General features: G+C 52.6%; 11 protein-coding genes. 3 read left to right on the top strand and 8 right to left on the bottom strand.

What is annotated here, in order from left to right; all coding sequences use genetic code 11:
* The 3 genes from glnD (at position 1) to ACL2XQ_RS21200 (ending at position 4,103) form a co-directional block, all read left to right on the top strand.
* On the top strand, positions 1 to 2,679 hold the full coding sequence (gene glnD / locus ACL2XQ_RS21190) for a bifunctional uridylyltransferase/uridylyl-removing protein GlnD (protein ID WP_410013712.1): 2,679 nt from the start codon (positions 1 to 3) through the stop codon (positions 2,677 to 2,679).
* A 76-nt stretch (positions 2,680 to 2,755) separates the two neighbouring features.
* A complete protein-coding gene (gene dapD / locus ACL2XQ_RS21195; RefSeq protein WP_410013711.1) occupies positions 2,756 to 3,580 on the top strand; it encodes a 2,3,4,5-tetrahydropyridine-2,6-dicarboxylate N-succinyltransferase in 825 nt (274 codons plus the stop codon).
* Between the two features lie 130 nt (positions 3,581 to 3,710).
* Positions 3,711 to 4,103, top strand: coding sequence for a DUF3461 family protein (locus ACL2XQ_RS21200; RefSeq protein ID WP_410013710.1), 393 nt, complete (start codon positions 3,711 to 3,713; stop codon positions 4,101 to 4,103).
* Positions 4,104 to 4,606: 503 nt separating this feature from the next.
* On the opposite strand, the gene ACL2XQ_RS21205 is transcribed toward ACL2XQ_RS21200, so the two are convergent.
* The 8 genes from ACL2XQ_RS21205 to syd all read right to left on the bottom strand — a co-directional run bounded on the left by ACL2XQ_RS21205 (position 4,607) and on the right by syd (position 12,526).
* Positions 4,607 to 5,059: a flavodoxin gene (locus tag ACL2XQ_RS21205; protein ID WP_410013709.1), complete on the bottom strand. Its 453-nt coding sequence runs from the start codon at positions 5,057 to 5,059 to the stop codon at positions 4,607 to 4,609.
* Between the two features lie 14 nt (positions 5,060 to 5,073).
* Positions 5,074 to 5,865, bottom strand: a complete 792-nt coding sequence (gene truC / locus ACL2XQ_RS21210; protein ID WP_413739651.1) for a tRNA pseudouridine(65) synthase TruC — start codon at positions 5,863 to 5,865, stop codon at positions 5,074 to 5,076.
* Positions 5,858 to 6,214, bottom strand: a complete 357-nt coding sequence (locus ACL2XQ_RS21215) for a YqcC family protein (protein ID WP_413739652.1) — start codon at positions 6,212 to 6,214, stop codon at positions 5,858 to 5,860. Before ACL2XQ_RS21215 ends, truC begins: the two co-directional genes overlap by 8 nt.
* A 358-nt stretch (positions 6,215 to 6,572) precedes the next feature.
* Entirely contained in the window at positions 6,573 to 9,233 is a 2,661-nt protein-coding gene (locus ACL2XQ_RS21220) for an ankyrin repeat domain-containing protein (RefSeq protein ID WP_413739653.1), read from the bottom strand.
* 522 nt (positions 9,234 to 9,755) lie between these two features.
* On the bottom strand, positions 9,756 to 9,953 hold the full coding sequence (locus ACL2XQ_RS21225) for a group II intron maturase-specific domain-containing protein (protein ID WP_413739654.1): 198 nt from the start codon (positions 9,951 to 9,953) through the stop codon (positions 9,756 to 9,758).
* Positions 9,954 to 10,076: 123 nt separating this feature from the next.
* A complete protein-coding gene (locus tag ACL2XQ_RS21230) occupies positions 10,077 to 10,436 on the bottom strand; it encodes a hypothetical protein (protein WP_413739655.1) in 360 nt (119 codons plus the stop codon).
* 99 nt (positions 10,437 to 10,535) lie between these two features.
* Entirely contained in the window at positions 10,536 to 10,853 is a 318-nt protein-coding gene (locus ACL2XQ_RS21235) for a hypothetical protein (RefSeq protein WP_413739656.1), read from the bottom strand.
* Positions 10,854 to 11,977: 1,124 nt separating this feature from the next.
* Positions 11,978 to 12,526 carry a SecY-interacting protein gene (syd, locus tag ACL2XQ_RS21240; protein ID WP_410013703.1) on the bottom strand — a complete coding sequence of 183 codons (549 nt, stop codon included), beginning with the start codon at positions 12,524 to 12,526 and terminating at the stop codon, positions 11,978 to 11,980.
* Positions 12,527 to 12,550 lie beyond the last annotated feature (24 nt).

A 12,550-nucleotide genomic window follows, 5' to 3' on the forward strand; every position in this document is an offset into this window, starting at 1 on the left:
ATGCCGGATAAAATCCTGCTGTACGCCGACAAGCCCGCCGCCACCGCCGTCCTGCCGGCCAAGCCCGCCTCGCCGCTGACCTGGCCGGACGACGCCTTGAACCGCACTTTTCTCAAAAGCCGGCTGGATGATTTCCAGACCTGGCTGGCCGAGGCGTTTAACGCCGGGGTGTCGGCGGAGACGCTGATCGACGCGCGGGCGCTGTATATCGATCAGCTGCTGCGCCAGCTGTGGCGGTTGTACGGCTTCGGCGCGGCGCCGGAAACGGCGCTGGTGGCGGTAGGCGGCTATGGCCGCGCGGAGCTGCATCCCTTATCGGATATCGACGTGCTGGTGCTGAGCCAGGATCCGCTTTCGGCCACGCAGGCCCATGCCGTCAGCGAGTTGCTGACGCTGCTATGGGATTTAAAACTGGAAGTCGGCCATAGCGTGCGCACCCTGGAGCAATGCCTGCAGGAAGGGCTGGCGGACCTGACCGTCGCCACCAATTTGATCGAGTCGCGGCTGATCTGCGGCGATGTGGCGTTATTCCTGAAATTGCAAAAGAGCATCTTCAGCGAGGAATTCTGGCCTTCCCGTGAATTTTTCCCGGCCAAGCTGGCGGAGCAGGAAGAGCGGCACCAGCGCTACCACGGCACCAGCTATAACCTGGAGCCGGATATCAAAAGCAGCCCGGGCGGCCTGCGGGATATCCATACCCTGCTTTGGGTGGCCCATCGCCATTTCGGCGCCACGTCGCTGGATGAAATGGTCGGCTTCGGTTTTCTTACCCAGGCCGAGCGCGATGAACTTATCGAATGCCAGAGTTTTCTCTGGCGCATCCGTTTCGCGCTGCACCTGGTGCTGAACCGGTACGATAACCGGCTGCTGTTCGACCGCCAGCAAAGCGTGGCGCAAATCCTGCACTACGGCGGCGAGGGCAATCTGCCGGTCGAACGGATGATGAAGGATTTTTTCCGCGTCACCCGCCGCATCGGCGAGCTGAACCAGATGCTGCTGCAGCTGTTCGACGAGGCCATCCTGGCCCTGGGGCCGGACGATAAACCCCAGCCGCTGGACGCCGACTTCCAGCTGCGCGGCAGCCTTATCGACCTGCGCGACGAAACGCTGTTCGCGCGCGAGCCGGAAGCCATACTGCGCATGTTCTACCAGATGGTGGTGCACCAGAAGATCACCGGCATCTATTCCGCCACGCTGCGCCAGCTGCGCTACGCCCGCCGTCATCTGGCCGAACCCTTGTGCAACAACCCCAAGGCGCGGCAGTTGTTCCTGGCCATCCTGCGCCATCCCGGCGCGGTGCGGCACGCCTTGCTGCCCATGCACCGTCATAGCGTGCTTTGGGCTTATATGCCGCAGTGGAGCAATATCGTCGGGCAGATGCAGTTCGACCTGTTCCATGCCTATACGGTGGATGAGCACACCATCCGCGTCTTGATGAAGCTTGAAAGTTTCGCCGACGAAAAAGTGCGTCCGCAGCATCCGTTATGCGTCGAGCTGTTCCCGCGCCTGGCGCACCAGCATCTGCTGCTGCTGGCGGCGCTGTTCCATGATATCGCCAAGGGGCGCGGCGGCGATCATTCCCAGTTGGGGGCGAAAGACGCGCTGGAATTTGCCGAGCTGCACGGCCTGCACGCCCGCGAAGCCCAACTGGTCTCCTGGCTGGTGCGTTATCATCTGGTCATGTCGGTCACGGCGCAACGGCGGGATATCCAGGATCCGGACGTACTGCGGGAATTCGCCGCCGAGGTGCAAACCGAAAACCGGCTGCATTACCTGCTGTGCCTGACGGTGGCGGATATCTGCGCCACCAATGAAACCCTCTGGAACAGCTGGAAGCAGAGCCTGCTGCGCGAGCTGTTTTTCGCCACCGAAAAACTCCTGCGCCGCGGTATGCAAAGCGCGCCGGATATGCGCGCCCGGATCCGCCACCACCGGATGCAGGCGCTGTCGCTGCTGCGGATGGAGAACATCGACGAAGAAGCGTTGCACGCCATTTGGAGCCGTTGCCGCGCGGATTATTTTCTGCGCCACTCGCCGAATCAGCTGGCGTGGCACGCCCGCCATCTGCTGCGCCACCGGTCCAATGAGCCGCTGGTGCTGATAAGCCCGCAGGCCACCCGCGGCGGCACCGAAATTTTCATCTGGAACCAGGACCGTCCCTATTTGTTCGCCGCCGTGACCGGCGAGCTGGACCGGCGCAACCTGAGCGTGCATGACGCGCAGATCTTTACCAACCGCGACGGCATGGCCATGGATACCTTTGTGGTATTGGAGCCGGACGGCAGCCCCCTGGCGCCGGATCGCCATCAGGTTATCGGCCAGGCGCTGCTGCAAACGCTGCAGCCGGGCAAGTATCAGCATCCGCGCGTGCGCCGTCCCTCGCCGAAGCTGCGGCATTTTAATGTCGCCACCTCGGTGGTGTTCCTGCCGACCCATTCCGACAGGCGCAGCTATCTGGAACTGACGGCATTGGATCAGCCGGGCCTGCTGGCCCGCGTCAGCGAGGTGTTCGTCGATATGGGCGTGTCGCTGCACGGCGCCAGGATTTCCACCATCGGCGAACGGGTTGAGGACTTATTTATCCTGGCGGGCAGCGATCGGCGCGCATTAAGTCCGGAAATACAGCAGGAACTGGAACGGCGCTTGACAGAGGCGCTCAATCCAAACGATAAAATATGATACAACGGGTGCGTGCGCGGACGGCAGGTCCGCTGCGCCCATTTATCCATTTGACAAGAGACGGGACTGAGACAGGATGCAGCAATTACAACAGATCATTGAAAACGCCTTCGAGCGCCGCGCGGACATTACGCCGGCCACGGCCGACAGCGTCACCATCGACGCCGTCCAGCGCGTTATCAGCCAATTGGACAGCGGCGCGCTGCGCGTGGCGGAAAAAATCAACGGCGAATGGATCACTCATCAATGGCTGAAAAAAGCGGTATTGCTGTCTTTTCGCATCAGCGATAACCAGGTTATGGAAGGGGCGGAAACGCGCTACTTCGATAAAGTGCCGATGAAATTCGCCCAATACGACGCCGCCCGTTTCCAGCGCGAAGGTTTTCGCGTCGTGCCCCCCGCCAGCGTGCGCCAGGGCGCGTTTATCGCCCGCAATACCGTGCTGATGCCTTCGTATGTGAATATCGGCGCCTACGTGGATGAAGGCACCATGGTGGATACCTGGGCGACGGTGGGGTCGTGCGCGCAGATTGGCAAGAACGTTCATCTCTCGGGTGGCGTCGGTATCGGCGGCGTGCTGGAGCCGCTACAGGCCAATCCCACTATTATCGAGGATAACTGTTTTATCGGCGCCCGTTCGGAAGTGGTGGAAGGCGTGATAGTCGAGGAGGGTTCGGTGATCTCCATGGGCGTGTTTATCGGCCAAAGCACCAAGATTTATGACCGTGAGACCGGCGAGGTGCACTATGGTCGCGTGCCGGCCGGTTCGGTGGTGGTTTCCGGCAATTTGCCCTCAAAGGACGGGAGTTATAGTTTGTATTGCGCGGTTATCGTCAAGAAAGTCGACGCCAAGACCCGCGGCAAGGTCGGTATCAATGAGCTGTTGCGTACGATAGACTAATATCTTTAGTGGCGAAAGCGTTAACCGCCCGGATATCTGGCTGCAATCTTAGCCGTTAATCACATTTTATGGCGCCCGCGGGCGTCATAATCATCCCGGAACCCCGGCATTACATACCAGAGGTAGCGCTATGTACGATAATCTTAAAAGCCTTGGCGTTAATCATCCGGACGATATCGACAGATACAGCCTGCGTCAGGAAGCCAATAACGATATTTTGAAAATTTATTTTCGGCGGGATAAAGGCGAATTTTTTGCCAAGAGCGTTAAATTTAAATATCCGCGCCAGCGTAAAACCGTGGTTTCCGATAACGTCGCCGAGGGCTATCGCGAAATTAACGAAATCAGCCCTAACCTGCGTTATGTGATTGACGAGCTGGATCAGCTTTGTCTGCGCGATCAGACCGAGGTGGATTTGAAACATAAGATTTTGGAAGATCTGCGCCATCTGGACAGCGTGGTGTCCAATAAGATCGCCGAGATCGAGGCCGATCTGGAAAAGCTGACCCGCAATAAGCCATAATCCCGCCGGCACGTCCGCCCTTCAACACGTTTGTGTTGAGTTCGGCGTTGGCGGGCCTAGCATGCCATGGGGCGCTCGGTCGGGCGGGAAAACCACGCCCGATTCGACCCCATTGGCACGCTCTCCCTTGAACACGACTGCGTTGAGATCGGCGTTGGCGGACATACCGCGCCATGGGGCCTCGGTCGGGCGGGAACACCACGCCCGATTCGACCCCATTGGCACGCTCTCCCTTGAACATGTCTGCTTTGAGATGGGCGTTGGCGGGCATACCGTGCCATGGGGCGCTCGGTCGGGCGGGAAAAGCACGCCCGATTCGACCCCATTGGCACGCTCTCCCTTGAACACGACTGCGTTGAGATCGGCGTTGGCGGACATACCGCGCCATGGGGCCTCGGTCGGGCGGGAACACCACGCCCGATTCGACCCCATTGGCACGCTCTCCCTTGAACACGACTGCGTTGAGTTCGGCGTTGGGGGGGATATCGCGCCGGGGCTTGTCGTTAACTTTTGATCAGTTCGGCCCATTTTTTGACCCAGGGGCCGGAGATCACCTCCGGTTCAGGGTGCGCCAGCGCATCGATTTCCAACAGCTCACCCACCCTGACCGCGCCCTGCTCCTGCAACAGCGCGTCAAAGGTATGCCCGGCGCCGCAGAAATTGTCATAGCTGCTGTCGCCCAGGGCAATCAGGCCATACCGCAGCTCCGGCTGGTAGCCGACATGATCCTTTACCGCCTGGAACAGCGGCGCGATGGAGTCCGGGAAATTGCCCTGCCCGGTGGTGGAGGTCACGATCAGCACATGATGTTGCCGATAATATTGCCAGGACTCCAGCGTGCCCTCGTCAAATAATTTTACCTCGTGGCCCGCCTCGGCCAGGAGGGTTTCCGCTTCTTCGGCGACCAATAAGGCATTACCGTAGACTGTCCCGACAAAAATACCCACTTGGGCCATGCTTTGACTCCCTTTCATTCCGTCAGCGTAGAAGATGCCATATCCTGACCCGATGCCCGGGGAAACTCAACCCTTTCATAGTCAGGGATAATACCGGTCCAGCCGAACCGTACCATCAGATCCTGCCAGGTCTGGTCCCAGCCGGCGTTGATTTTTAACGGTTTCCCGGTGACAGGATGGGTTAACTCCAGGCAACTGGCGTGCAGCATTAACCGCGCGCAGTCAAAGGTGCGGGCAAATCCGCGATTCTGGCGTAAATCACCGTGGGTGGAATCGCCGATCAAGGGATGGTGCAAATGGGACATATGGCGGCGCAGCTGATGTTTGCGCCCGGTTTGCGGTAGCAGTTCCATCAGGCTGTAGCGGGACGTGGGGTAGCGGCCGATAGCCACCGGCATTTCCACCTGCGCCAGCGTCCGGTAATGGCTTATCGCCTGCTGCGGCGCCTTGCCCGGCTGGGCGAATTTGTCGGCTATCTTGTCCAGTTCCTGGGTCAGGGCATAATCGATCACGCCTTCGCCTTCCATATAACCGCGCGCCACCGCATGGTAGGTTTTTCTGATCCCGTGCTGTTCGAACTGTTCGGATAAGCTGCGCGCCACGTCACTGGACAGCGCCAGCAACAGCACGCCGGACGTGGGGCGGTCCAGGCGATGGACGGTAAAGACATGCTGTCCCAGCATGTCGCGCACCGTTTGCATCACCACTATTTTTTCCTTGCGGTCCAGCCAGCTGCGGTGTACCAACCACCCTGCCGGCTTATTGACCGCCACGATATATTCGTCCTGGTAACAGATCTCAATCATGCTGAATTTTCGGCGCCTGCGTAGGGGGATCCTGGGGGGAATCGATATTAAGTAAGTCGTCCAGCCGCTGTAACTGGGTAAGCAATCCGGCGGCGTGCGCAAACGCTTCCTCAAAATAGGGCGTGATGGCGAAGCGCCGCGGTAGTGCCGCCTGCTGATCGAGCAAGGCGTGCATACGCGGCAGCAGGATCCACTGCAGCCACTCTTCGGGGCGCATGGTATCGATACAAAACGGCTCCCGGCTTTCAAACGCCTCGCGCGCCGGCGGCTGCGGCTGCCACATTGACAATGAACGCATCGCCTGCTCAACGGCAAACAGCCGCTGGCGAACCTGTTGGTGGAAATCCATCGTATGCTCCCCGTAAAGGACTGCTGCGCCTGATCTGACAAAGCGGCAAAGCATAGCACTTAACTTTGTCCGGTACTAATTATGACATATAAAGTTAGCCTGATAATTACAGCTGCTGGCACCGGCGACCGCGACCGTCTGTAACAATGCGTGGAATAGCCCGAACGCTAAGCGAGGAGATAATCCTGAAAGGCGATACCAGGCGCCATTCAGGATTTTTAAGCATCTTACCCCTCTTAACTTGCGCCCAGCGGGCACGGTTTGATTACCTGCATCCGCTTTTAACCGTCTCGGCTTTGCCCGTATCGCAACCCTATCCTTCTCTATCGGGCTACATATTCATTTGGCAATATTATTGTCAAAATCCAGCTTCATTACATTTTTTGTGCAAAAAATCAATCATTTGCGTATCACCCGTCAGACTGGCGATATACAGAGCCGTTTTCCCGGTTAATTGTGTCGAATCAATTAAAGAGTGATCTTGTTTAACGTAGTTTTCAACCTGATCGAACCGTCCACTTTCCACTGCCAGGAAAAAAGCCGTTTTCAAAGGTAAAGCAGTTTCATCGGTATTGGACTTAATCTTCTCGAACAATTTAACAACGATACTACCCAAATCATTACTAGCAGCCATCATTAACGCATTTACGCCTGATGCATCTTCTAAATTGAAATTGATTTTTTTCTCATTTAACAAAAGTTCTATTATCTCGGTTGCTCCCACTTCAATTGCATATAATAACGATGTTTTGCCGGTATCTGTTTGCATATTCAAATTTAGCTTACCGCTATCAATAAACATCTTGAAAATTTTAATGTCATTCGCTTCGATCGCTATGAATTGAGCTGGAAATGAAGGTCTTTCGGCGCCCAAACTTATCATTTCATTCACATCAAAATTGTTTTTTAAAAGAAATTCAATTATATCGTAACGTTTTTGGGTTAGAGCCATCAAAATACCCATTGGAACTCCATCTTGATCTTTTGAATAAAAATCCGGTTTGTAATCAACAATCAACTTCACTAAATCTAAATCGTCCATATAAATTGAATTTACCAAAGCATCCCACCCATCTCTATCCTTAAAATGAACAGAGGCATTATTCTCAAGTAAAATTTTAGCCATGTCATAATATTTAGCTGCAATGGCAATTAATAAAGCGGTTTTTCCATTTAGATCGGCATGATTGATATTAGCGCCATGGCTGAGTAATAATTTAACCATTTCTAAATTATTGCTGGCGACCGCGAAGGTCAACGGAGCATTTCCCTTCATGTTGACATGCTCGACGTCCGCGCTCGCGCTATGTTCCAGTAAAAGTTTAGCCATGTTTATATCTTCGTTCTTTATAGCTATAAACAGCGCAGTTTCCCCATTATGCTTCTGAGGCATGAGTTTGGCGCCATATTTCAGTAAAACCTGCGCCACTTCGAGGCGCTTCTTATTAACGGACGCAATTAAGGCTTGATCGAGGGCAAGAACTTCATTACCTTGATCGAGATTATTTGCCAATAAAAATTCAATTATCTCAACAGAGATATTATTTTCCAGAGCGTAAAACAAGGTTGTCTTACCATGAAGATCTTTGTAATTTATGTTATAAGTTTTCTTATTATTAGTTATTAATTTCTTAACCATCTCGGTATCATTATATGTCAAGGCATACATCACGAATTTGTTCATTGACTCGGCATAATCTTTTTCATTAAAAAAATTATTATTTATACAAAATAATAAAGCCTTGTAACGTTTTTCGTTATCAATATTATTGGAAAAATCCTTAATATCTATTAACCATTCGGTGTCAAAAAAATAAGAAACTTTTTCCGTTAATGTATTATCAATAGCGAAATACAAAAGTTCAGAACTTTGCTTGCCACTTATTTTATTTTGTTGTAATAATTCAAGAGTAACAAGGCTACGAATATCTGAATTTTTATCTAAAAACCAAAATATATTGGCCGCTGACATTAAACTGAAGTCGGGAGTGCTAATTTCATTTTTTAATGTAGCTTGTCCAGAATCCACAAGCGCCGTGGCCAAGGCAATATAAATACCTTCAGCATTCGGCAACAAGTGATATTGGCCGGCTATATCACCTTCCTCTACAATCGCCCAATCATTTATTTTAAGGGAAATAACCTCTGGGCTGCCAAAGATGGCGCGATATCCTTCTACAGTCAAATAACATTGAGTACCGTCGATAACATGGTTAGCTTTTTTATTACTAATATTTACAAGCTGCTCATAAATACAATCACCATATTTTTTTATTAGCGCGGGCATCTGACAGTTATTATTAATCTCTATCAATAAACGTGGAAATAGTTCACTGATTTCTTCTTTCATATGCACGCCATGGAAAGGATCGCTGTCAGAGCTTGCCAAATTCCAGTTATGTTCTTTGTTTAGCATCAATTTATAAGCATTGACATAATGTATTTCCATAGCTACGGATATAGATTGGTGATTATTACTCACAAACCAGGAAATCACATCATTCGCTATCGTGTTTTTTTCATTTTCAAGTTTTTCAACCAACCCTGCACTTTTGATTAGATTAATTTTATGGCACGTCTGTTGGATTCTAATCAGTGAACCGGAAACACAATATTCAAGATCGCTGAGCGTATTTCTAACTTCATCTACTATCGTCTCGCATATTGGTTTCTTAAGGGATTTTAATTGCAGAAGCCAATTACTAAGCTCATGATATATATTATATTTAATCGAGGGATGCATCTCACTTGGGTCTGCCAATTTTTGAATGAATATATTTATAGACTTGCTTAAATGCTTATCAAATCCCATTATATCAATTATATCATCGAAATCATTCTTCACTTGAAGAATATATTTTGTTAAAAACATTTTTTCAAAAGACTCAATTTCCCCATGGACCTCTTTTGTATAAATAATTCTTATTTCTTTCTTGAGCAAATGATTATTATTTTTACCTTCTTCCATCAGTGAAGAAAGGGTATGATTTAAATTTTGTTGTACATTATTTATGGGCATAATCAGTTCTCATTATTATAAGATGAGCGAATCAGGTTGCCAGCGTACTGTTTTTTCTAGAAAAAACACAATTATAATAGCGGGCTTTATAAACAAAACATTCACTTGTTGATGTTTGGTTGATGCCGGCGGGTAAATTCAAATAAATAGATATCTAATAGATTTAATTATATTTAATTTCTTTTAACCGGCAGGAAAATCCAGGGGGCAACGCACGGCAAAATACTTTGCGTAATAGGCGGCGCGCCATCGAGTAGGCGGCGGGATTGCTCCTACCGTCCTCTCACGGCACCGTACTCACGGTTCCGTATACGGCGCTTCATTTACAGCGCTGGAACTCACTATACAACTCCAGCAGTGTTCACAGTCCTAAGCGCTCGAACACTTTCTTCGCTAACGCGTGGTTCATATGACTGGCCCCCGCGTTCTACCAGAGACCCCGTCGGATCGTCGCCGATATTCACGCCCTTTCTTCACCTAGGCCTATTTTCATCAGCATCCTTGCCCGCTTGCTCGTCCTTTTCAAGTGCCGCCACAGCAGTAACGCAGTTTACGGCGAACCCAGCCATCCATTTCGTCCAGTATCCCTTTGACTTTGGTCAGCCGGCAGTAACTTATCCACCTTCGTAGCACCGGCGCAAGCCCGCCGATCACCGTTTTCAGCGCTTTTGAACAGTCGCCTGTCGTCAGGCTGCGGATTTTACCCTTCAGCCTTGCCACGCTGCTCGCGGCTATCTTCAGTTTTACCCGTTTGTGCCACGTCAGGCTATATCCCTGGAACTTGCGCTCTCAGGGCCCGGCCATCGCGCTTTTGTTTGGAATTACCGACAGATGGAGATGCTTTTACAGGTACCGGCTTATCGAGTTCATCGCCTTTTCCCCGCTTTGCGACTGCTCACGTATTATTACAGTCATCTGCGTAACGGCGGAACCGGTGCCCCTGCGCTCCAGCTCAAGGTCAAGGCCGGTCAATCGCAGGTTGCAGAGTAACGGCGATAACGGACTGCGCTGCGACATTCCCTCCCGTCGCTTTGTCGCCACCTTACCATTGACCAGGTCCGCTTCCAGGTACCGCCTGATGGGCTTGAGCAATCTGGCATCTTTGATTTTGCGGCTTCGTCTCGACATCATGATATTGTGGTTAACCCGGTCAAAGAATTTTTCCAGATCCCTATCCACCACGCAGCGCCGACCACTTCGCACTTAGGCCTGTGCTTGACGCACTGCCTGCCATGCGTTGAGTCCCGGCCTAAAGCCGTAGCTAAACTCGGAAAACGTAGGCTCATAGTAAGGGGTAAGGTGCTATTGGATGGCCTGCTGGATCAATCGGTCCACGGCCGTGGGGATACCCAGGACTCTGACTACGCCATTAGGTTTGGGGAGCTCGACCCGACGTATCGCCCGCGGTATAAAGCTACCGTCCAGCGGGGCCGCTTTGACCGTCGGCCAAAGCCGTTTCAGCCAGTCTTTGAGTTCCCCGAGGCCCAGGGTATTTACACCCGGCGCGCATTTGTTCTCAATCACCCGCTGACGGGCCAGCACCCGGTTGCTGCGGGTTATCACCGCTTCGATTGACAACGGTTGTTCCGCTTTCGTTTGCTCAGGTTGCGCCGTGCGCATTTCAGCATCCGCGTCAGGCTCTTGCAAATACTATGCGCTTCCTCCTGTCCGGGCCGCGGCATTCTGCGCTTGTGCCTCATCAATACGCATCGAAATAACCTGTCCTGATCACGGTTGTAAATGTTCAGCCCTTCACCATGCCGGTTTTGCACCGCTACTACGGGCCTCGGCTGACTTCTGTACGTTCATTCCGTCGCCTCTCAGCGCTCGGTAGTACCATGGCAAACGTATAGCTCTCCCCGGATGATGCGCGTGACCGCCCTGCTTATACCTCTCCACTGTATGTCACAGCGTTCTGTGCAAGTATTGGGGCTTTGATGATATTTGCCTCCTTATCCCGCTGTCTCGCCTAAACCGATCCCTGTTCGTTAGGCCAGCATGTTGCCTTCAGCTGCCTTCAGATCCCACCTCGCGGTGGGCACCCTTGCCGTTCAGCTAGCACGTCCCCCTCGCCGGGTGTGCAGAGGGCTTTCACCGCCAAGTCGCCCCTTAACCACCACGGTCAAGGGACAGCGCCTGTCAAGACGCTACGCGCCATGCCCGGCGCGCCAAAGAAAAGGGGGTACTGTATCGCTACAGTACCCCCGGTTCGTTTATAGCAATCCCGCTATTGTTGTGCTCCCTGCCTTCATCCATGATAAGCGTTATATTCACGATAACTTGGCAACACTCCTTGTCGGCAATCTCCATCCGTGAAAGCCGCCTACGTTCTCCAACGTATTTCCTGCAGGCATTCCCGCCCCGCCGGTACTCCCTGACCCGCGCACATTCTCCATCCTGGAGGTGTCCCGCTCATCATCCTGAATCGTCCGGGCCTCTTCATGAAGCCATCCCTGTTGCAGCCCGTCCTGGGCCCTTCCCTAATAGGCTGGCCCAATACCAACGGCGTTTGCCGCGTCCTGAACCGAATGGTAAGATCGCTTAATCGAACCGCTTATACAAGACGATCACTGTTAATAGCGAACATTGTTTACCACCGCACTGTTAATTCTGCTAATTAATTTATTGATTAATAGCGCTTAATTCCGCTTTCCCGTGATTGAAAAAACCTGAATTAATAGCTTTATCTTACATGAAATGTAAGAGATCTCTCACATGCATTGTTGCAAAACCCGCTCGGTTTTTCATGTAACACAGGGATCGAGGCGGGATAAAAAGTCCTGCAGCGTCGGCGCCAGCACCGTATTTTTTTTCCGGCCGACTTCTTCGAGCAGGACTTCGCCGGTCAGGTTGGATAAAGACACCAGGCTGAGCTCGGAGTCGGTGGTGGCGATAAATACGCTGGGAGGGAGCTTAAGCCGCTTTTGCATCAGCAGGTGGCCGATGAGGTTTTCCTGGATGCGCACCCCGTCCGCCGCGCTCCAGACTTGCAGCAGCTCCAGGGGTTGGCCCTGGAAAGAGGCGGCCATATCGCCGGCAAGCTGGGTGCAATAAAAATCCCAGGCCGCCGGACGCAGCTGCATGTCCATCGCCCGCTCGACGCCGGCGAGGGTCAACGCCTCTTCCGGCTGGCGCGGTTGCCAGACTACCCGGCCGTCGTCCTCGCTTACCACGCAGGGAGAAGGAACGCCATACAGCGCCTGGCTGGCGGGCCCATGGCCGGTGAGAGACTGCCAGTGGCGCAGATAACGGCGGGTGAAATCCTGTAATGACTGTGACACTTGGTAATCCATATTCTCTCTCATCTTACGACTCTC

This window comes from Sodalis sp. RH14, assembly GCF_047324285.1.
In the GTDB taxonomy this organism is placed as follows: Bacteria; Pseudomonadota; Gammaproteobacteria; order Enterobacterales; family Enterobacteriaceae; genus Acerihabitans.

Excerpts from the sequence above, each read along its gene's own strand:
- glnD (WP_410013712.1), top strand. The coding sequence starts at position 1 with ATGCCGGATAAAATCCTGCTGTACGCCGACAAGCCCGCCGCCACCGCC.
- dapD (WP_410013711.1), top strand. The coding sequence starts at position 2,756 with ATGCAGCAATTACAACAGATCATTGAAAACGCCTTCGAGCGCCGCGCG.
- ACL2XQ_RS21200 (WP_410013710.1), top strand. The coding sequence starts at position 3,711 with ATGTACGATAATCTTAAAAGCCTTGGCGTTAATCATCCGGACGATATC.
- ACL2XQ_RS21205 (WP_410013709.1), bottom strand. The coding sequence starts at position 5,059 with ATGGCCCAAGTGGGTATTTTTGTCGGGACAGTCTACGGTAATGCCTTA.
- truC (WP_413739651.1), bottom strand. The coding sequence starts at position 5,865 with ATGATTGAGATCTGTTACCAGGACGAATATATCGTGGCGGTCAATAAG.
- ACL2XQ_RS21215 (WP_413739652.1), bottom strand. The coding sequence starts at position 6,214 with ATGGATTTCCACCAACAGGTTCGCCAGCGGCTGTTTGCCGTTGAGCAG.
- ACL2XQ_RS21220 (WP_413739653.1), bottom strand. The coding sequence starts at position 9,233 with ATGCCCATAAATAATGTACAACAAAATTTAAATCATACCCTTTCTTCA.
- ACL2XQ_RS21235 (WP_413739656.1), bottom strand. The coding sequence starts at position 10,853 with ATGCGCACGGCGCAACCTGAGCAAACGAAAGCGGAACAACCGTTGTCA.
- syd (WP_410013703.1), bottom strand. The coding sequence starts at position 12,526 with ATGGATTACCAAGTGTCACAGTCATTACAGGATTTCACCCGCCGTTAT.